General features: G+C 41.5%; 14 protein-coding genes and 2 rRNA genes. 1 reads left to right on the top strand and 15 read right to left on the bottom strand.

The window, feature by feature from the left end; genetic code table 11:
• Window positions 1-87: 87 nt before the first annotated feature.
• The 15 genes from IGL23_RS01360 to pth form a co-directional block, all read right to left on the bottom strand.
• A 23S ribosomal RNA gene (locus tag IGL23_RS01360) occupies window positions 88-3,000 on the bottom strand.
• 226 nt (window positions 3,001-3,226) lie between these two features.
• A 16S ribosomal RNA gene (locus tag IGL23_RS01355) occupies window positions 3,227-4,787 on the bottom strand.
• The 16S and 23S rRNA genes sit together here, the layout of an rRNA operon.
• A 653-nt stretch (window positions 4,788-5,440) precedes the next feature.
• Window positions 5,441-6,937, bottom strand: a complete 1,497-nt coding sequence (gene lysS / locus IGL23_RS01350; RefSeq protein ID WP_430619667.1) for a lysine--tRNA ligase — start codon at window positions 6,935-6,937, stop codon at window positions 5,441-5,443.
• Between the two features lie 93 nt (window positions 6,938-7,030).
• Window positions 7,031-8,029 carry a tRNA dihydrouridine synthase DusB gene (gene dusB, locus IGL23_RS01345; RefSeq protein ID WP_033594636.1) on the bottom strand — a complete coding sequence of 333 codons (999 nt, stop codon included), beginning with the start codon at window positions 8,027-8,029 and terminating at the stop codon, window positions 7,031-7,033.
• An 11-nt stretch (window positions 8,030-8,040) separates the two neighbouring features.
• The gene (hslO, locus tag IGL23_RS01340; RefSeq protein ID WP_002359370.1) at window positions 8,041-8,937 is read right to left on the bottom strand and encodes an Hsp33 family molecular chaperone HslO; all 897 of its coding nucleotides are present in this window, start codon (window positions 8,935-8,937) and stop codon (window positions 8,041-8,043) included.
• Between the two features lie 161 nt (window positions 8,938-9,098).
• Complete coding sequence (gene ftsH / locus IGL23_RS01335; RefSeq protein WP_033594633.1) at window positions 9,099-11,255, bottom strand: ATP-dependent zinc metalloprotease FtsH; 2,157 nt, start codon at window positions 11,253-11,255, stop codon at window positions 9,099-9,101.
• Between the two features lie 93 nt (window positions 11,256-11,348).
• The gene (gene hpt, locus IGL23_RS01330; protein ID WP_002386336.1) at window positions 11,349-11,894 is read right to left on the bottom strand and encodes a hypoxanthine phosphoribosyltransferase; all 546 of its coding nucleotides are present in this window, start codon (window positions 11,892-11,894) and stop codon (window positions 11,349-11,351) included.
• Window positions 11,895-11,912: 18 nt separating this feature from the next.
• Window positions 11,913-13,301, bottom strand: a complete 1,389-nt coding sequence (gene tilS / locus IGL23_RS01325) for a tRNA lysidine(34) synthetase TilS (RefSeq protein WP_002367649.1) — start codon at window positions 13,299-13,301, stop codon at window positions 11,913-11,915.
• An 85-nt stretch (window positions 13,302-13,386) separates the two neighbouring features.
• Window positions 13,387-13,866 carry a S1 domain-containing RNA-binding protein gene (locus IGL23_RS01320; RefSeq protein ID WP_002356258.1) on the bottom strand — a complete coding sequence of 160 codons (480 nt, stop codon included), beginning with the start codon at window positions 13,864-13,866 and terminating at the stop codon, window positions 13,387-13,389.
• Window positions 13,867-13,910: 44 nt separating this feature from the next.
• Entirely contained in the window at window positions 13,911-14,390 is a 480-nt protein-coding gene (locus tag IGL23_RS01315; protein ID WP_002356257.1) for an FtsB family cell division protein, read from the bottom strand.
• A gap of 47 nt (window positions 14,391-14,437) precedes the next feature.
• Window positions 14,438-14,605 carry a hypothetical protein gene (locus IGL23_RS01310; RefSeq protein ID WP_002356256.1) on the bottom strand — a complete coding sequence of 56 codons (168 nt, stop codon included), beginning with the start codon at window positions 14,603-14,605 and terminating at the stop codon, window positions 14,438-14,440.
• A gap of 39 nt (window positions 14,606-14,644) precedes the next feature.
• A complete protein-coding gene (locus IGL23_RS01305) occupies window positions 14,645-14,908 on the bottom strand; it encodes an RNA-binding S4 domain-containing protein (protein ID WP_002356255.1) in 264 nt (87 codons plus the stop codon).
• A gap of 14 nt (window positions 14,909-14,922) precedes the next feature.
• Complete coding sequence (locus tag IGL23_RS01300; RefSeq protein WP_016626546.1) at window positions 14,923-16,512, bottom strand: putative polysaccharide biosynthesis protein; 1,590 nt, start codon at window positions 16,510-16,512, stop codon at window positions 14,923-14,925.
• A 15-nt stretch (window positions 16,513-16,527) separates the two neighbouring features.
• On the bottom strand, window positions 16,528-20,067 hold the full coding sequence (mfd, locus tag IGL23_RS01295) for a transcription-repair coupling factor (protein ID WP_033594631.1): 3,540 nt from the start codon (window positions 20,065-20,067) through the stop codon (window positions 16,528-16,530).
• Window positions 20,068-20,086: 19 nt separating this feature from the next.
• On the bottom strand, window positions 20,087-20,653 hold the full coding sequence (pth, locus tag IGL23_RS01290) for an aminoacyl-tRNA hydrolase (RefSeq protein ID WP_002361556.1): 567 nt from the start codon (window positions 20,651-20,653) through the stop codon (window positions 20,087-20,089).
• A gap of 335 nt (window positions 20,654-20,988) precedes the next feature.
• Between pth and IGL23_RS01285 the strand changes: the two genes are divergently transcribed.
• Entirely contained in the window at window positions 20,989-21,972 is a 984-nt protein-coding gene (locus tag IGL23_RS01285) for an L-lactate dehydrogenase (protein WP_002356251.1), read from the top strand.
• The last annotated feature ends 124 nt before the right edge of the window (window positions 21,973-22,096 follow it).

The following is a 22,096-nucleotide window of genomic DNA, read 5'->3' as shown; positions in this document are numbered from 1 at the left end:
GTTTCTTATTGAGTTGAATCTTCATTCACTCAAAACTGGATTGAAGTTTGAATCAAAATAACCAAGTTACTTTTACTTATCCATTCTTTGGTTAAGTCCTCGACCGATTAGTATTGGTCCGCTCCAACTATCACTAGCCTTCCACTTCCAACCTATCTACCTGATCATCTCTCAGGGGTCTTACTTTCTTAAAGAAATGGGAAATCTCATCTTGAGGTGGGCTTCACACTTAGATGCTTTCAGCGTTTATCCCTTCCCTACATAGCTACCCAGCAATGCCCTTGGCAGAACAACTGGTACACCAGCGGTAAGTCCATCCCGGTCCTCTCGTACTAAGGACAGCTCCTCTCAAATTTCCAACGCCCGCGACGGATAGGGACCGAACTGTCTCACGACGTTCTGAACCCAGCTCGCGTGCCGCTTTAATGGGCGAACAGCCCAACCCTTGGGACCGACTACAGCCCCAGGATGCGACGAGCCGACATCGAGGTGCCAAACCTCCCCGTCGATGTGGACTCTTGGGGGAGATAAGCCTGTTATCCCCAGGGTAGCTTTTATCCGTTGAGCGATGGCCCTTCCATGCGGAACCACCGGATCACTAAGCCCGACTTTCGTCCCTGCTCGACTTGTAGGTCTCGCAGTCAAGCTCCCTTCTGCCTTTACACTCTTCGAATGATTTCCAACCATTCTGAGGGAACCTTTGGGCGCCTCCGTTACCTTTTAGGAGGCGACCGCCCCAGTCAAACTGCCCATCTGACACTGTCTCCCACCACGATTAGTGGTGCGGGTTAGAGGGTTCATAACACAAGGGTAGTATCCCACCAGCGCCTCCTCCGAAACTAGCGTTCCGGTCTCATCGGCTCCTACCTATCCTGTACATGTGGTACAAACACTCAATATCAAACTACAGTAAAGCTCCATGGGGTCTTTCCGTCCTGTCGCGGGTAACCTGCATCTTCACAGGTACTAAAATTTCACCGAGTCTCTCGTTGAGACAGTGCCCAAATCGTTACGCCTTTCGTGCGGGTCGGAACTTACCCGACAAGGAATTTCGCTACCTTAGGACCGTTATAGTTACGGCCGCCGTTTACTGGGGCTTCAATTCTGAGCTTCGCCGAAGCTAACCCATCCTCTTAACCTTCCAGCACCGGGCAGGCGTCAGCCCCTATACTTCATCTTACGATTTTGCAGAGACCTGTGTTTTTGATAAACAGTCGCTTGGGCCTATTCACTGCGGCTGACCGAAGTCAGCACCCCTTCTCCCGAAGTTACGGGGTCATTTTGCCGAGTTCCTTAACGAGAGTTCGCTCGCTCACCTTAGGATACTCTCCTCGACTACCTGTGTCGGTTTACGGTACGGGCAGTTGTTTTCTCACTAGAAGCTTTTCTTGGCAGTGTGACATCAGGAACTTCGCTACTATTATTTCGCTCCCCGTCACAACTTGTCCTTAAAGAGTAAAGCATTTAACTCTACTCAAGACTCATTGCTTGGACATGCACTTCCAATCGCATGCATTCCTTAGCCTACTGCGTCCCTCCATTGCTCAAACAAAAACAACTGGTACAGGAATATCAACCTGTTGTCCATCGCCTACGCCTATCGGCCTCGGCTTAGGTCCCGACTAACCCTGGGCGGACGAGCCTTCCCCAGGAAACCTTAGTCATACGGTGGACAGGATTCTCACCTGTCTTTCGCTACTCATACCGGCATTCTCACTTCTAAGCGCTCCAGCCGTCCTCACGATCGACCTTCAACGCCCTTAGAACGCTCTCCTACCACTACACCTAATGGTGTAGTCCACAGCTTCGGTAATATGTTTAGCCCCGGTACATTTTCGGCGCAGGGTCACTCGACTAGTGAGCTATTACGCACTCTTTAAATGGTGGCTGCTTCTAAGCCAACATCCTAGTTGTCTGTGCAACCCCACATCCTTTTCCACTTAACATATATTTTGGGACCTTAGCTGGTGGTCTGGGCTGTTTCCCTTTCGACTACGGATCTTATCACTCGCAGTCTGACTCCCGGATATAAATGAATGGCATTCGGAGTTTATCTGAATTCGGTAACCCGAGATGGGCCCCTAGTCCAAACAGTGCTCTACCTCCATCATTCTCAATTCCGAGGCTAGCCCTAAAGCTATTTCGGAGAGAACCAGCTATCTCCAAGTTCGTTTGGAATTTCTCCGCTACCCACACCTCATCCCCGCACTTTTCAACGTACGTGGGTTCGGTCCTCCAGTGCGTTTTACCGCACCTTCAACCTGGACATGGGTAGATCACATGGTTTCGGGTCTACGACTACATACTCATTCGCCCTATTCAGACTCGCTTTCGCTGCGGCTCCGTCTCTTCGACTTAACCTCGCATGCAATCGTAACTCGCCGGTTCATTCTACAAAAGGCACGCCATCACTCATTAACGAGCTTTGACTTGTTGTAGGCACACGGTTTCAGGATCTATTTCACTCCCCTTCCGGGGTGCTTTTCACCTTTCCCTCACGGTACTGGTTCACTATCGGTCACTAGGGAGTATTTAGCCTTGCGGGATGGTCCCCGCGGATTCCGACGGAATTTCTCGTGTTCCGCCGTACTCAGGATCCTCCTAGGTGTTGTCAGCATTTCGTCTACGGGGCTTTCACCCTCTTTAGCGGAATTTTCCAAATCCTTCAACTATACTAACAGACTACCATATTGGAGTCCTACAACCCCAACAAGCAAGCTTGTTGGTTTGGGCTCTTCCCGTTTCGCTCGCCGCTACTCAGGGAATCGAATTTTCTTTCTCTTCCTGCAGGTACTAAGATGTTTCAGTTCTCTGCGTCTACCTCTAATCAGCTATGTATTCACTGAAAAGTAATATCCTATAAAAGATATTGGGTTCCCCCATTCGGAAATCTCTGGATCATAGCTTACTTACAGCTCCCCAAAGCATATCGGTGTTAGTCCCGTCCTTCATCGGCTCCTAGTGCCAAGGCATCCACCGTGCGCCCTTATTCACTTAACCTTATCAACCTTACGGTTGGGTCTTGATCACTTCTTCTAGCGATAGAAGGTTAATCAATAAATAAGCAATTGAACTTATTAAAAAACTCATTCAACGCGGTGTTCTCGGTTTGTTTTGATTCTTTTTACTTCAATATCCAGTTTTCAATGAACGAATGTTTTGAGAGTAGACCTCTCAAAACTGAACAAAGTAAAGACGAAATGTGTATTTCCGTAATATTCCTTAGAAAGGAGGTGATCCAGCCGCACCTTCCGATACGGCTACCTTGTTACGACTTCACCCCAATCATCTATCCCACCTTAGGCGGCTGGCTCCAAAAAGGTTACCTCACCGACTTCGGGTGTTACAAACTCTCGTGGTGTGACGGGCGGTGTGTACAAGGCCCGGGAACGTATTCACCGCGGCGTGCTGATCCGCGATTACTAGCGATTCCGGCTTCATGCAGGCGAGTTGCAGCCTGCAATCCGAACTGAGAGAAGCTTTAAGAGATTTGCATGACCTCGCGGTCTAGCGACTCGTTGTACTTCCCATTGTAGCACGTGTGTAGCCCAGGTCATAAGGGGCATGATGATTTGACGTCATCCCCACCTTCCTCCGGTTTGTCACCGGCAGTCTCGCTAGAGTGCCCAACTAAATGATGGCAACTAACAATAAGGGTTGCGCTCGTTGCGGGACTTAACCCAACATCTCACGACACGAGCTGACGACAACCATGCACCACCTGTCACTTTGTCCCCGAAGGGAAAGCTCTATCTCTAGAGTGGTCAAAGGATGTCAAGACCTGGTAAGGTTCTTCGCGTTGCTTCGAATTAAACCACATGCTCCACCGCTTGTGCGGGCCCCCGTCAATTCCTTTGAGTTTCAACCTTGCGGTCGTACTCCCCAGGCGGAGTGCTTAATGCGTTTGCTGCAGCACTGAAGGGCGGAAACCCTCCAACACTTAGCACTCATCGTTTACGGCGTGGACTACCAGGGTATCTAATCCTGTTTGCTCCCCACGCTTTCGAGCCTCAGCGTCAGTTACAGACCAGAGAGCCGCCTTCGCCACTGGTGTTCCTCCATATATCTACGCATTTCACCGCTACACATGGAATTCCACTCTCCTCTTCTGCACTCAAGTCTCCCAGTTTCCAATGACCCTCCCCGGTTGAGCCGGGGGCTTTCACATCAGACTTAAGAAACCGCCTGCGCTCGCTTTACGCCCAATAAATCCGGACAACGCTTGCCACCTACGTATTACCGCGGCTGCTGGCACGTAGTTAGCCGTGGCTTTCTGGTTAGATACCGTCAGGGGACGTTCAGTTACTAACGTCCTTGTTCTTCTCTAACAACAGAGTTTTACGATCCGAAAACCTTCTTCACTCACGCGGCGTTGCTCGGTCAGACTTTCGTCCATTGCCGAAGATTCCCTACTGCTGCCTCCCGTAGGAGTCTGGGCCGTGTCTCAGTCCCAGTGTGGCCGATCACCCTCTCAGGTCGGCTATGCATCGTGGCCTTGGTGAGCCGTTACCTCACCAACTAGCTAATGCACCGCGGGTCCATCCATCAGCGACACCCGAAAGCGCCTTTCACTCTTATGCCATGCGGCATAAACTGTTATGCGGTATTAGCACCTGTTTCCAAGTGTTATCCCCCTCTGATGGGTAGGTTACCCACGTGTTACTCACCCGTCCGCCACTCCTCTTTCCAATTGAGTGCAAGCACTCGGGAGGAAAGAAGCGTTCGACTTGCATGTATTAGGCACGCCGCCAGCGTTCGTCCTGAGCCAGGATCAAACTCTCATAATAAAAGTTAGAACAATCTTGCGATTGTTAAGCTCAATTTGTTTGCTAGCATATTGCTTGCTTGTTAAAAATGTTTGTTGTCTTGAATTGAATCAAGACGCCCTACACATTTGGTTCGTCTATTCTTTGTTCAGTTTTCAAAGGTCTACGTTACCTCGCAGCAACTTTTATATCATAACAAACTTTCGTTTGAATGTCAAGAACTTTTTTAAAAAAGTTTTTTAAGTTGTTTTGCTCGGTTGTTGTTGTCTGTTGTGACAACTTCTATATCTTATCATCTCGTTTGTTATTTGTCAACAACTTTTTTGTTGTTTTTTCAAACTTTTTTCGAGATATTTGAAATCAAGAATTGTTATTTAATTATTGATTTCTGAATCGCTCAGCTGTGTGACTCGCCTTGCGACATGTAATAATATACCAAGATTTCAAGCATTGGTCAATCATTATTTTCACTTTTTTTAAAATTTTTTTCAATACCGATTATTCTTTCTTATCCGATTAGATAAAGTTCGTTTTTTTATCAGATTACCCATTCTTTTTATTACTCATCTTCGATTTTTTTAGAAAAAAAGAATTGGTTTCAATTGTTTTTCTATTCTTTTTTTATTTAATTTTTTGCGAATACAAAAAAAAGATGCCCTTAAGGGCATCTTTTTTTATCTCATTGTTGGGAATAATAATACATCACGAATTGATTGTGCATCAGTTAATAACATAACTAGTCGATCAATCCCAATACCTAATCCTCCGGTTGGTGGTAAGCCATATTCTAAGGCTTCGATGAAATCTTCATCTACTCCGTGTGCTTCATCATTTCCTTGTTCCCGTTCTTTTTCTTGTTCTTCAAAACGTTCACGTTGGTCAATTGGATCATTTAATTCTGTAAATGCATTAGCAAACTCTTTTCCGATAATAAACAGTTCAAAGCGGTCAGTGAAACGACCATCTTCTGGATTTTTCTTCGCTAATGGTGAAACAGCTACTGGGTGACCATAAATAAATGTTGGTTGTTGCAACGTATCTTCTACAAATGTTTCGAAAAATTCATTAATGATATGACCGACTGTCATGGCATCTGTAATTTCAACATTATGTTCTTTAGCCAACGCACGGGCTTCTTCTATCGTCATCTCTTGCCAAAAATCTACGCCCGTTTGTTCTTTGACCGCATCTACCATGTGTAGACGTTTGAAAGGACTTCCTAAGTCAACAGCTTGACCATCGTACGTGATATCAGTAGTTCCTAAGACTTTTTCCGCAGCATTACGAATAATTCCCTCTGTTAAATCCATCACATCTTGATAATCAGTATAAGCAGTATAAGCTTCTAGCATTGTAAATTCTGGGTTATGAGTGGTATCGATTCCTTCATTACGGAAGACACGACCAATTTCATATACTTTTTCCATGCCACCGACAATTAAACGTTTTAAATGTAACTCTAGGGCAATGCGTAAGTATAAGTCCATATCTAATGCATTATGGTGTGTGATAAATGGACGAGCAGCAGCTCCTCCTGCTTCGTTATGCAAGACAGGCGTTTCTACTTCGACATAGCCATTGCCATCTAGATAACGACGGATTTCGCTAATAATTTGACTGCGTTTCATGAAACGATCAAAGCTTTCTTTGTTACTGATTAAATCCAAATAGCGTTGACGATAGCGTTGTTCCACATTCGTTAATCCATGGTATTTATCTGGCAATGGACGCAAAGCTTTAGTTAATAACGTAATTGTTTGAGCTTTAACAGTAACTTCCCCCGTATTGGTTTTCATTACTTGACCTGTCACACCAAAGAAGTCGCCTAAGTCAGCATGTTTAAATAGTTCATAGGCTTCGTCTCCAACTTGGTCCTTCCGAACATAAATTTGAATTTGGCCTTCACGGTCTTGCAAATGGGCGAAACCAGCTTTTCCTTTACCACGTTTTGTCACCATACGTCCAGCAATGCTGACTTCTGTATTCATTTCACTAAGTTCTTCTTTTGTATGATTATCATATTGTTCATGAAGTTCTGCTGAATTATGAGTGCGATCGAAACGTTTACCGAAAGGATCAATCCCTTCTTCACGTAAAGCTTCCATTTTTTCGCGGCGCACGAGCATTTGATCATTTAAATCCTCTAAATGCGCTTGTTGTTCTTCTGCCACTGTTGTTCCTCCATTCTTGATTTTAACCTATCCTAATAATGCCACAGTAATTCGAAAAAAAGCAAGCCGAATTTTACTTTCGGCTTGAATTTTTTATTCTTCTATAGTAGTTACAGCAACTTTGGAAATCTTCTCTACAAAGGCATCAAGTAAATCGACAACTGCTTGTTGTGTTTCAACTTGGTTAATCGCAACTTTCACTTTGGCTGCTCGCGAAATTCCTTTTAGATAGTAAGAAGCATGTTGGCGAAACTCACGGACCGCAATTTTTTCGCCTTTTAAATCCACTAATCGTTGTAAATGAACTTTTGCAATGTTAATTTTTTCAGATGGTGAAGGCTCAGACATCAATTCGCCCGTTTCCAAGTATTCTTTCATCCGTTGAATCATCCAAGGATTGCCCAAAGCAGCTCGACCAACCATCACACCATCCGCTCCAACATATTCTAACATGCGTTTAGCATCTTCAGGCGTTTTGACATCGCCATTTCCCATAAAAGGAATGGTTAAATGCTTTTTCACTTCCTTTAAAACGTCCCAGTTGGCTGTCCCTTCGTACATTTGGACACGTGTCCGACCATGCATAGCAATTGCCGAAGCACCTGCTTGTTCGGCAGCCAAAGCGTTGTCTACAGCATATAGATGATCTTCATCCCAGCCTGTTCGCATTTTTACAGTGACAGGCAAAGAAACTGCCGAAGAGACTGCGTGAACCATCTCATGCACTTTATTCGGATCCAGCAACCATTTCGCACCAGCTTCAGCTTTAATTATTTTATTGACAGGGCAACCCATGTTAATATCAATAATCGCCGCTTGCGTATTTTCTTCCACAAACTTAGCAGCTTCCACTAATGTTTCTTTATCTCCACCAAAAATTTGTACACTTAAAGGATATTCTCGCTCATCAATATATAGCATTTCTAAGGTTTTTTTGTTTCTTAATTTAATTCCTTTATCACTAATCATTTCACAAACGACTAATCCTGCGCCAAATTCTTTTACAGTCACACGAAAAGCGGCGTTACTAATACCCGCCATCGGAGCTACGACAACACGGTTGGGGATTTCAACGTCTCCAATTTTCCACATAGTCTTTCCTCCTACTTTTGTTTCGTATTGCGAATCGCTTCATCGCGAAGTTCAATTAATTCTTCTTCACTATAGTGATATTTATTGTTACAGAATTGACAAACTGCTTCCGCTCCATGATCTTCATCAATCATCGCATTTAATTCATCGATCCCAACGGCAATCAAAGCGGTCGCAAATTTTTCTTTGGAACAGTCACATTTAAATTGTACAGGCATTTTTTCTAAAATTTCTACTTCGTCTTCTCCTAATAACCGATACAAGACTTGTTCAGGTGTTTCTCCATTTTCTAGTAATTGTGAAATTGGTGGCACTTCCGCTAGACGCTGTTCAATAAAATCAATGGTACTTTCATCGGCACCTGGCATTACTTGAATCATAAAACCACCGGCTGCTTTCACCGATTCATCCGTGTCCACCAATACACCTAAACCGATAGCTGAAGGAACTTGTTCAGAGACCGCCATAAAATATGTAAAGTCTTCACCGATTTCACCAGAAACAATAGGTGTTTGTCCAGAAAAGGTTTCTTTTAATCCTAAATCTTTAATGACTGTGAAAATTCCTTCGTTACCGACAGCGCCACGTACATCAATTTTACCTGTTGCATTCAACTTTAAGCTGACATGTGGATTTTTAATGTAGCCTTTTGTTTCTCCACGGCCATTACTATCGACAATAATAGCGCCAGCTGGGCCATTTCCTTGTACTTTTACAGTTAATTTATCGTCACCTTTTAAAGTCGCTCCTAGTAAAAGGGCTCCAATCAATGTGCGCCCTAACGCTGCAGTAGAAGAACTCCATGTATCATGTCTTCTTTGCGCTTCGCTAACAGTTTCAGTGGCACTGATGGCATATGCTCGTATTGAACCTTTATAACAAAGGGCTTTTACTAAATAATCTTCCATTCTTTTTCCTCTTCTCTTGGTGCTTTTTTGTCCATTAGTCAGATAATACTAGGAATCAGGTGTTTTTTCAACCAAATAATCTTCCTTCTATAGAATATCTTAATATTATAGAAGGTGCAGTATTCGTCAACTCGACAAATACTGCACCTTCTACTAATTGGTTATTTATAACGATCTTCGTAGTTATTGCGATCATATTCAGAATTGGAATCTGAATCTTTTTTCTCTTCAGATTGAACTTCTTTTTCTGTTTGTTCGCTTTCTACTTTGACTTCTTCTGTTTCATCATGTAATTCTTTTTTCGCTTCTTCAAAGTCTTGCTTTTCTTCAACTTGTTTTTGCGCTTCTTTTTCTTCTAAAGCACGTTTTGCTTCTTCGAATGTTTGCGCTTCTTTTTCACTAGGATAGTCGCTGTCAGCACCTTCAGGCATTTTACCTGTTTCAAATAATGATTTGATTGCTTTTGCATCTAATGTTTCATATTCTAATAGTTTTTCAGCGATTAGTTTATGTTGTTCACGGTGCGCTTCGATAATTTCATGCGCTTTTGTATGAGCATCCATTAAGATACGACGAACTTCCTGATCGATTTCAAACGCCACTTGTTCTGAGTAAGCTTTTGTTTGACCATAATCACGACCGACAAAGACTTGATGGTTTCCTTCATATTGAACAGGTCCTAATTTGTCACTCATTCCATATTCCGTTACCATGCTACGGGCAATCCCTGTTGCTTGTTCAAAGTCATTTGAAGCCCCTGTTGATTGAACGCCAAAGATAATTTCTTCTGCTGTACGTCCACCAAGTAAGCCAACGATTTGTTCAAACATATCTTCTTTAGTCATTAAGAATTGATCTTCTTTTGGTAAAGCAATCATATAACCGCCTGCGCGACCACGAGGGATAATTGTTACTTTATGGACAACACGGGCACGGCTTAAGACTAAACCAACGATTGTGTGTCCCGCTTCATGGTAAGCCACCATTTCGCGTTCTTTTTTATTAATCACGCGATCTTTTTTAGCTGGACCAGCAATTACGCGGTCTTCGGCTTCATCCACATCAGAAGCATCAATTTTTTTCTTGTTACGACGAGCGGCAACTAAGGCTGCTTCGTTTAAGACATTTTCTAAATCAGCACCAGCAAAACCTGGTGTTTGTTGTGCAACAACTTTCAAATCAACGTCATCAGCTAACGGTTTGTTTTTCGCATGAACACGTAAAATCGCTTCACGACCTTTGACATCTGGACGTCCTACCAAGATTTGGCGGTCAAAACGACCTGGACGTAACAACGCTGGGTCTAACACGTCTGAACGGTTCGTTGCAGCAATTACGATAACTCCTTCATTGCCATCAAAACCATCCATCTCAACTAATAATTGGTTAAGGGTTTGTTCACGTTCGTCGTGTCCGCCACCCATACCAGCACCACGTTGACGACCAACTGCATCGATTTCATCGATAAAGATAATCGCAGGCGCGTTTTTCTTCGCTGTTTCAAATAAATCCCGGACACGGCTAGCACCGACCCCGACAAACATTTCAACGAAATCTGAACCTGAGATTGAGTAAAATGGCACACCTGCTTCACCTGCTACGGCTTTAGCAAGTAACGTTTTACCAGTCCCTGGAGGTCCTTCTAATAGTACGCCCGCAGGAATCCGTGCGCCTAATTCAGCGAAACGACGTGGATCTTTTAAGAATTCCACTACTTCAACTAATTCTTGTTTTTCTTCTTCCGCACCAGCTACATCTGAGAAGCGGACACGGTTAGCTTTTTTATCGGCTTCTTTGGCTTTGGATTTACCGAAGTTCATCACACGGCCACCGCCGCCACCGCCACCGCCTTGTTGGCTCATCATCATGTAGAAGAAGAAGAAAATAATCACTAATGGTAAGAAACTAAACAACAGTGACAACCAAGCGCCACTTGTTGATTGTTCTTTGACAACTAGCTTCACCTTGTTATTTTGTGCCGCATCTTGAATGCCAGCTAAGGTTGTATCACTAGGTAAAACGGTTGTTGTGAAGCCTTTTGACGACGCTTGCGTTGAGCCCCACAATGACAAACCACCTGTGTCTTTCACTTCTTGTTTTTCTTTATACTGACCTTCAATCCGATAAACCCCATTGGTTGGTTGAATGGTCATGTCTTTGACTTTTCCGTCTTCCAATTGTTGTTGGAAGGTTGAGTAATCGATGTCTGGCGATTGTTGGTTGTTATTTCCAAAAATGAAATAGACAACCATGACCATGGCAAGTACTACTAAGACGTAGTATAAACCATTTTTCATGCCATTATTCTTTTTGTTCATGCCTGTCCTCCTTATGCTCATCATTACAATTCATGTTATTCTTTTATCAATCCTGACCTTTACATTGTAACACAATTAATTCCTTGATAGATATTAATTTGATTCGTAAACTTCAGGTTTTAAAACGCCAATATAAGGCAAGTTGCGGTACGTTTCTGCATAGTCTAATCCGTAACCGACCACAAACTCATTGGGCACATCAAACCCTACGTAGTCAGCTTTAATGTCTACTACACGGCCTTCTGGTTTATCTAATAAGGTAACAATTTTCACGGATGCAGCTTTACGGTATCTAAACAAATCTACTAAATACGCTAATGTACGACCACTATCGATGATATCTTCTACGATTAAAATATGTCTACCTTCGACATTTGTGTCTAAGTCTTTGACAATTTTTACTTCGCCTGAAGAAACTGTCGCGTTGCCGTAGCTAGATACATCCATAAAGTCCAATTCTAAATAAGTATTGATTTCACGAGTCAAATCAGCCATAAATGGTACTGCACCTTTTAAAATACCGACCACTAAAGGATTTTTCCCTTGATATTCTTCTGTCAGTTGCTTGCCAAGCTCTGCAGCCTTCGCAAGAATTTCTTCTTTGGAGATTAGGACTTTCTCAATATCTTTTTCTATCATAGTGCGCTCCTTTCAGCATTACTCCTTTGTCTTAAAAAGGAGTCTGTAGTGTATTTTATCAGTTTCTAAAGGAATACTCAAATAGGAATTTGCAAATTTTGGTACCCAAATGATTTCCTCTTGCTCATCCGTAATGACCCAAGCACTCTCTCTCGCTTCATTTGGCACTTTTTGATCAATAAAAACTCTGCTTAATTTTTTCGTAAACCCTGGTTTTAATGTAATCCGATCACCACTTTGGCGATGACGAACGGTCAAAGGTGTGGCTGTGGTCAATGGAATTGCTAACAACTGACCCGTCCATTGATTAATCTCTTCAGGAAGAGGAAACGGTTTGTCTGTCGCAATTAATCCTAGCCATTCGGTTTCCGATAAATAAATCCCCGCACCAGGTACTAATAAATGTGTAACTTCTTCTCGCAGTGCAACCTGTTTTTGTTCTAAGCATAGCCAATCATAACTTTTAGCTAGTTGCCATTGCTGCTCTAACATAACCGAGCCTTGCGGTTGGCGTTCATCATTCAAAACTTTTAAAATTTGTGTCATCTGGCGTTGGTTTAACGAAACCCCTAATGGCACTAATGTTTTTTGGAAAAACGCGGTTAAAAAGAAGTGCTGGTACGCAGGCGTTTCTTTTAATAATCTCTTCAAAGGAATGCGCCAGCCTTGTTTGGTCGGTTCTACGGCTTCAGATAATTGAGGCTCAATTTGTTCTTGAATAAATTCTTGGGCAAAACGTTGTTCATTACTAAAAGAAGCAATCTGATCTAAGAATTGCGGGTTTTCCTGCTTTAATAGCGGCAAAACCTGATTACGGAGCCGATTTCTCAAATATTCATTGGTTTGGTTCGTTTCGTCCTCAAAATAAACGAATGCTTGGCGCTGTGCAAATTGATACAATTCTTCTTTTGGATAAATGAGTAACGGACGAATCAATTCCCCTGTCGCAAAAGGACGTCTCTCTTTAATGCCTGCGGAATGGGAAAAATTAGTTCCTCGAATCAGCTTCATTAAAATCGTTTCCGCTTGATCGTCTAGATGATGTGCCGTCATTAAGACCGCCGCACCTTCAATTTCCATGACTTCTTTAAAAAATTCATAACGAAATGTGCGCGCTTTTGCTTCTAAATTCCGTTGCTTTTCAGGGTCTTCCCAACGCGTTTCATAATACGTCAGCTCTCGCTGCTGACAATAGGTAGCGAGATATTGCGCTTCCTGTGCCGACGCTTCTCGCAATTGATGATTGACGTGTGCAACAACCAATTGTAATTGTTCTTTTTCTGCCACCTGTTCCATTAACGTCAAAAGGGCCATGGAGTCTACACCACCAGAAACGGCGACCACGATTGTTTGATGCGGTTGCCAAAATCCTTGTTCTTTTCCTCGTTTATAAAACTGCCAAAACATTGTTCGCCCTTCTTTCTTCCTTAGAATAAAAGAGGAACCGAGAAATAACCCATTCGTTATCCCCAGTCCCCCTATTTGTTTGTGCTTAGCCGCGACGTCCGCCACGTCCGCCACGTTTGCCTTCAGTATTACGTTTTAATGAAGATAAACGGTCATCACTATCTTTCAAGAAAGAGCTCATCAATGAGTCAAAATCTTGTTTATTGTTATTGTTATTTGCTTGTGGTTTATTGAAAGGCTTTTTGCCCCCTGCGCGTGGATTACGGTCACGATTCTCATAATTGTTTTCACGACGTTGAAATTCACGTTTTGGTTGTTGCCCTTCTGCTGGCTCTTGCGCTTTACGGATCGATAAGCCAATTTTGCCGTCGTCACCAACTGAGGTTACTTTCACTGTTACTTCGTCACCTACTGTTAATACATCATGAATATCTTTAACGAATCCATTAGACACTTCACTGATGTGTACTAACCCAGTTTTTCCTTCTCCTAAATCAATAAATGCACCAAAGTTAGTAATCCCTGACACTTTTCCTGGCAATTTAGCTCCTACTTCGATTGACATAAAAAAATTGTTCCTCCTATTTTTTCCCTAATTATAATTGCAGTTTATTCAGCTGAAGACTTAGTTGTTTCAGTTGAAGACTGTGATTGACTATTTTTTTCTGAACTGCTCTTGCTTTCTTCCGCTCCAGAAGTCTGTGTTTTTTTCATTTGTTCTGGTGTGGGATAAATCTGTTCGCCTTCTTTTGAGAGAAGGAAACGGCTACGTGCTAATTTTGCCACATAATCATCATCTTTTAACAAAGCAACGTCTTTTTTTAGATCCTTGACCTTCTTATCAACTGCTACGGATTCAGCAATTGCATCTGCTCGTTCTTGTTTGAAAGCACCTAAGCGATGATAATCTTTCATCAATTGGATGCCAGAAAAGGCAAAAATAATGAAGGCCACGAGAAAAATCGCTGCCAAGCGTCTGCGTCTAAAAATCAATTGTTTCTGTTGTTTTTGGAATTCGACATACTGTTCTTTCGTGTAGTCATTTTCCAATGCCGCAACTTTCTTCGAGTTTTTTTCATTCTTTCCCATCGTCTCGCTCCACTCGCTTTGGATTGTCCGTTTTATTATACCAACATCTAAGAACCTTGTCTAATGTTAATTTCAGAGAAGTTAAAGAAAATCAAGCTTTTTTCTAAAATATTCTTTGCTTTTGAAATAACAGCGGTTGATTTATTAATTTTTTTCAAAAGCGGCGCGTCTGTTTCATTAAAACGCTGAAAGGATGAAGCGCTTGGAATATTCATCTTTTCAATGAACTTGCCAAGCGCTTCATCCTCACCTGCTTATTCTTCAGAGACGCGTGTTTCTGATTTTATCTCATACATTTTTGTGGCATCTTCTTTTTTCGTAGAGTCATTCAGTTGCAGGACTTCTACTTCTAAAATTCTGTTCCCAAATTGAATTTTGACAAGGTCACCAATCTTCACAGTACTAGAAGATTTGGCTAAGACTCCGTTGATTTGAATCCGACCTTTATCAGCGACTTCTTTGGCAACTGTTCTTCTTTTAATAATGCGAGAAACTTTTAAAAATTTATCTAACCGCATCACATTCACCTCTTTTATTTTTTTTGTCTCATCCGTAAAATTTTTGCGCCATACGGTAAACTTAACCATTCACGTATCGTAAATAATTCTAACTTAATGATGGTGCTAATAAAAACTGTACCGCCCACTGCAACACCTATAACTGTAACGAAAAACGCTTGACTTCGGTGATGCACACCTTGGAACAAGATGGAGATAATTCCTTGATAGACCAGTAATGACAGCATCATGATTGCTAAACTAAGCAACAGTTTTTTCAAAAAGTTTCGTTCTCGAACAAAACAATTAATCGCTGCATCCGATTGTCGGACTAAAACGAATAACGTCGCTAGTAACCCAAGAATAGTAGACCAACTAGCGCCTAATGTTCCCCAACGAATGGTGAAAAAGCCCGTTGTCAGTAACTTCACTAATAAGCCCACACCAGCTGCCACTAAAGGACCTTTAAAACGATTGCGACTTTGTTCAATACTTTGGTAGGCCTGAATAATGGCCATAAAAGCGATGGATAAAACATACACCCCTAAAACATCATTGCCTTTATAATCTTTAAAAAGTGTAAAGTTCATGTACGGCAATAACATCATCAGACCAATCGAAGCCGCCGATGCCAAGGTTGTGGTAAGACGCAAAAAGATTTTTGCAACTTGTAAAAATTGTTGACGGTCTTTTTTCATAAAATATTTTGTCAAACCTGGTAAAAAGGTCGAGCTTAAAGCTAAAGCAATTACCAATCCTAATTGAACTAGTGGTTGTCCTCTATCATAGACCCCTTTGTCAACTTTCGCAGCTAAATCAGAGAGCCCGAAAAGCATGAGAGCATTTTTTACTTTAAAGGAATCAATTAATTGAAATAGAATCAGAAAAGCACTATATAAAGAGACCAAACCACCCTCAATCATTAAACGTTTAAATAGTCCTATGGTTTGAGGCATAATCTTCCATTGATGCAAGTATTCCGTACTTCCACTAAGAATTTTTCGATTGTAGTACCATAAGACAAGTACCGCTAAGACACCGCCAGCCAACGCACCACTCATGGCCACCGTCCCCGTTTGGTAAATGGAGCCACCAAAGTAATGATAGGACAACGCAGCTACTAGAATAACCCCGACACGCACAAACTGTTCCATCACCTGTGAAATACCACTAGGCACCATCAACAAATGCCCTTGAAAATTCCCACGATAGAAGGAAAGAATTGGAACGAGTAAAAAGGTAAAGGAAACAACTTCCATTAATGGTTGGAGTGCAGCATCCCCCATACTAATAGCAATTTCTTGACTACCAAAGAAAAAGAAGGCCCAACAAGCAATTGCTAACCATAACACATAGGGATACAGTTGGCGCAACACTTGTTTTTGACTCCGAATATCTGGTTGTTCAGCAACAATTTTGGAAATAAATTGCGGTAAGCCTGACAATGCTAATGTCATCGCAATCCCATAGATTGGATAAACTTGCTGATACACGTAAAATCCTTCATCCCCTACAAAGTTCTGAAAAGGAACGCGATAAAACGCACTCAACACTTTTGCAATGAAGGAAGCAATGGTTAACACAACGGCACCTTGCATCATTCGCTGCATTTCTTTTTGTGCCATCTTCTAGGCCTCCTTTTAAAGGGAATCCGTTTCTTGCGAATGTTTGTATTTTTCTTGTCGTAATGCGGTTGTAAAAGCAGCAATTTCTTGAATCCAAACAGCTTCTTTACAATCTTTCGGCAACTTCAAGGAAATAGTCATTTGTTCTTTCTCAACTGCTAGATCCGCTTTTAAGCTGGTGGCCGATAACGCTTCAAACAACTGCTCCACAGAGTATGTTTTTGTGCCAATTTTACTTAACACAAACTTGACTTTTTGATCGCGTTTACGAATACTTTCTAACAAGGCACGGTCGCCATCCATTTTGATACGGCCAGTGGTTAATAAATGCGCCACTTCGTCAGGATACTCTCCAAAGCGGTCTAACAAGTCCGCTTCTAATTCTTCGTACATATCCATATTTTCTAATTGACGAATCCGTTTATAAATTTCAATTTTTTGTCGTTCGTCTGTAATGTACGTTCCTGGAATATAAGCATCAATGCCCAAATCAATTTCAACAGACGTTTTTTGGTCTTGGATATTTTTCCCTTGTTTACGAGCAACTGCCTCAGATAACATCTGTGAGTACATATCAAACCCAACCGAATCAATGAAGCCATGTTGTTGGGCACCAAGAAGGTTTCCGGCCCCTCGAATGGAAAGGTCACGCATCGCAATTTTGAACCCAGAACCTAATTCCGTAAAGTCTTTAATTGCTTCTAAACGTTTCTCGCTAACTTCGTTTAGGATTTTTTGCTGTTCGTACATAAAATAAGCATAGGCCACTCGATTGCTACGCCCCACACGACCACGTAATTGATACAACGTAGATAAGCCCATGTAGTCCGCATTTTCTACAAACAAGGTATTAGCATTAGGAATATCTACTCCTGTTTCAATAATTGTTGTAGTGACTAATATATCATATTGTCCTTCAATAAAATCAAACAAAGTATTCTCCAGTTGTACTTCTGTCATTTGACCATGTGCATACGCAATTCGTGCATCTGGAACTAGTGCTTGTAACTCTTCAACTTTTCGTTCAATCGTATCTACTCGATTGTATAAATAAAAGACTTGACCATCTCGGGCCATTTCTCGCTCAATCGCTTCCCGAATCGCCCCAGGATTATTTTCCATGACATACGTTTGGATCGGATAACGATTCTCTGGTGGGGTTTCGATGACGGATAAATCACGGACACCTAACATAGACATATGAAGGGTCCTTGGGATTGGCGTTGCTGTTAACGTCAAGACATCCACTTGTGAACGCAATTGTTTTAGTCGTTCTTTATGTTTCACTCCAAACCGTTGTTCCTCATCAATAATCAACAAGCCTAAATCACTAAAATTAATATCTTGCGACAATAAACGATGGGTACCAATCACAATATCTACTTGGCCATGTTTAATTTTTTCAATTGTTTCATTTTGCTGTTTTTTCGTGCGGAAACGACTTAATAAACCAATTTCTACAGGAAAGCCCTCAAACCGCTCTTGAATCGTTTCGTAATGTTGTTGCGCTAAAATAGTTGTTGGCACTAAGAAGGCAACCTGTTTATTGTTGCTAACAGCTTTGAAAGCCGCTCGTAAAGCCACTTCTGTTTTACCAAACCCTACATCGCCAACTAACAAACGATCCATTGGTCGAGATTTTTCCATGTCGTGTTTAATTTCGGCAGCACTACGTAATTGATCATCTGTTTCAGAATACGGAAAAGCCTCTTCAAATTCTTTTTGATACGCATCATCTGGCGGAAAAGCATAACCTTTTTCCGATTCTCTTGTCGCATAAAGTAAGATTAAATCATCCGCGATATCTTCAATTTTCGAAGCAACTTTTCGTTTGGTTTTCGTCCATTCACTGCCGCCTAGCTTGTTAATTTTCGGCGTTTTAGACTCGGAAGCAACGAACTTTTGAATCAAGTTCAATTGTGTTACTGGAATAAATAACTTGTCATCATTTTGGTACAAGATAGTCATGTAATCTTGATGGACCCCATCAACTTCTAAGGTTTCCATACCAATATATTTACCAATCCCGTGATTCGCATGAACGACATAATCGCCCGTTTTTAAGTCGCTATAACTTTTCAAACGTTCCGCATTAGAGATTGTTTGACGACGTGCCCGTTTTTTGGTCGTTGTATGAAAAATTTCTTTTTCCGTAATCGCCACGAGCTTGTTTTTAGGTAATTCAAACCCTGTTTGTAATGCCCCTTGGACAATTTGGACATGCCCATCTAACAACTGATCCCAATTGCTTACTACACTAGGTATGTCAAAGTCCTGAAATAGCTCTTCGACTTTTTGAATCCGTTCTTTCGTAGGAACAAAAACAACGACCGTTTGGTTTTGCTTTTGCCAACGGTCCACTTCCGCTTTTAGCAACGGCATTTGACCGAAGAATTGTTGCATTGAACGATATTGGAAATTATGGACTTCTTGGAAACGAAGATTCCCCATTCCTTTTTGAAAAAGTGAAAAGAAGGTCGTATTTCGTGCAGTTTTTCGCAATTGATCATGAAAGTCTACGCCAAAAGTTTGTTCAGAAAACACGCGCATTTCTTCAATTTTCAGGGTTTGCCATTCCGCTTCCTCTCTAGCGATTTCTCGCTCCGTTTCCATCATACGAGAATAATCATCCACAAAAAGCAAACTATTTTCTGGTAAATAATCTAACAGCGTAGTTTGTTGTTGGTACAGAAAATCTGTATAATAGTGAGCATTTTCTGTAGGAATCCCTTGTTCCCAAGAAGACAGCAACTGACCAAAATATTCTTCTAAAAAATCGGTCTCCGTTTGATCTTTAGCTGTCGCTAAACGTTTTTCTAGAGCATCTTGTAACCTCGTCATGCCATGATTCATATCTGCCTTTGAGAATACTAAATCAGTCATTGGTGAAATCGTTACTTCTTCAAGATTTTCTAATGAGCGTTGAGTATCCGCTTCAAAATAACGGATTGAGTCGATTTCAACATCAAACAGTTCCACCCGAACAGGGTATTCGGCATTTAGCGGATAGACATCAATAATGCTTCCGCGAATACTAAATTCGCCAGGCTTCCCGACCATCGATTGGCGTTCATAGCCCATTAACACTAAGCGTTGCGCGAGGATTTCAGGTTCTACCTCTGTCCCGATTTCCCAATGAAGTTGCGCATTTTGCCACGTTTCTTTCGTTGGCAAATACTTTCGTAGTCCAGCTACTGGCACGACCACGATTCCTGCATTCGCTGTCATCAGGAAATTTAACGCACTCACTCGATCTGCGCGCGCTTCTGGTGAAGAAAAGGCCATTTCGGCGGATAACACTTCATCTACTGGAAATAGATGAACTTGTTCTGAAGGTAAAATATTTAAAAAATCATCTACTAATTGATTGGCATAGTATAGGTTTGGGACCGCAATAACAATTTTTTGATGCGTCTTTTGTAAAGCGCCTGCCATCAGTAATGTTTTAGCAGAGCCTGATAACCCAGTAATTAGTTGGCGCGTTCCTGTTGTCATTAGTTGACTGCGCCATGATTTAGCAATTTCTGTTTGGCTAATTCGTTCGATAATATTCAAACAAGGGCCCTCCTTTCTGCTATTTTCCATTAAATTGATTCATTGTTTCAACAAACGTATGTCCTTCGCATGCATATAAAGCGGCATCGGCTGCTTTTTTTACAGCAAGTAACATCTCTTCGTGTGTTTCTTTGGGAAAAGTACTTAGTACATGGTGGATAACTGTATCATTTTTTGAGGGCCGACCAATGCCAATTTTAATTCTAGGAAAGACATTAGTTCCTAAATGGGCAATCAGACTTTTTATCCCATTGTGGCCGCCAGCACTACCTTTTTGCCGTAAACGAATTTTACCGACCTCTAAGTCTAAGTCATCATAAATAACAATCAAGTCTTCCTCATCTACCCCAAAGTAGGTCAACAACGGACCAACAGAGCGACCTGATTCATTCATAAATGTTAATGGTTTCACTAACAATACTTTCTCAGTCCCTATAAAAAACTCTGCAATATCTGCTTCAAAATTACTATTATTAAACGAAACATTTTGCCGATACGCAATTTCATCTAGCGTAATAAAGCCAATGTTGTGTTTTGTTTCTTTGTATTTACTACCGGGATTTCCCAGTCCTACGATTACTTTCATCTTTCATTCTCCTTGGATTATAAGCTTGCCAACACAAAATGGCTGGGAAGCGTATGCGCTACCCAGTTTTATTCATTATACCATAGAAATAAAAAAACTCGCAGTCTTTGAAGATTAAGAAAGATGTAAAAAAATTTTTTAGAAATTTAAATATGCGCAAGATAGTGAAATTACGCACATGTAAGAGCTACCATTTTGAAACAGGTCTGAAAACTGTATCATTTTTACAATCAAAGTTCGTGACATTTTTTACAAACCATGTTACTATCACTTTAGCAACAGGAAATAAAAACTCGTTGCTCATGAAAAAGAATGTAGAGGAAGGAATGGTACACATGACTGCAGCTGCAGGGAATAAAGATCACCAAAAAGTAATTTTAGTCGGGGACGGTGCCGTAGGTTCTAGCTATGCCTTTGCTTTAGTAACTCAGAATATTGCTCAAGAAGTTGGGATTATTGATATTAATGTACCAAAAACTGAAGGAGACGCGTTGGACTTATCTCACGCATTAGCATTTACTTCTCCTAAAAAAATCTATGCTGCTACTTATGACGATTGCCATGATGCAGACTTAGTTGTCTTAACAGCTGGTGCGCCTCAAAAACCAGGCGAAACTCGTTTAGACTTAGTTCATAAAAACTTGAAAATTAATAAAGAAATCGTTACAACAATTGTTGATTCTGGTTTTAATGGTATCTTCTTAGTTGCCGCAAACCCAGTCGACATTTTGACTTATTCAACTTGGAAATTCTCTGGCTTCCCGAAAGAACGAGTAATCGGTTCAGGAACTTCACTAGATTCTGCTCGTTTCCGTCAAGCAATTGCCGAATTAGTTGATGTTGATGCACGAAATGTCCATGCCTACATCTTAGGGGAACACGGAGATACAGAATTCCCAGTTTGGTCACATGCGAATGTCGCTGGCTTACAAATTTACGAATGGGTGAAAAATAATCCTGACGTCGATGAAGAAGCAATGGTTAATTTATTCTTCAACGTACGCGACGCTGCTTACACAATCATCGAGAAAAAAGGAGCTACTTTCTATGGAATCGCGGTTGCACTAGCGCGTATCACTAAAGCTATCCTAAACGATGAAAACTCTGTGTTACCATTATCTGTTTATTTAGAAGGTGAATATGGTCAAAACGATATTTATATCGGTGCACCAGCGATCATCAACCGCCAAGGAGTTAAACAAGTCATTGAAATTCCATTAACAGATGCTGAACAAGAAAAAATGGAAGCTTCTGCTTCTGCATTAAAAGAAGTTATTGAAACAGCTTTTGCTAAATTTGAAGCAGAAGAAGCAAAATAACTCCTTCTATAATAGTCGAAAATTTAAAACAACCAAGAGTGGCCACTATTGTTACTCCGCTTTAAAGCCTGGTACAAAAATCCAAAGTGATTTTTGCACCAGGCTTTACTTTTAATCTGTTTTA

This window comes from Enterococcus sp. MSG3299 (genome assembly GCF_050555765.1).
Taxonomy (GTDB): Bacteria; Bacillota; Bacilli; order Lactobacillales; family Enterococcaceae; genus Enterococcus; species Enterococcus faecalis.
This window is presented reverse-complemented; position numbering and strand designations above follow the sequence as displayed.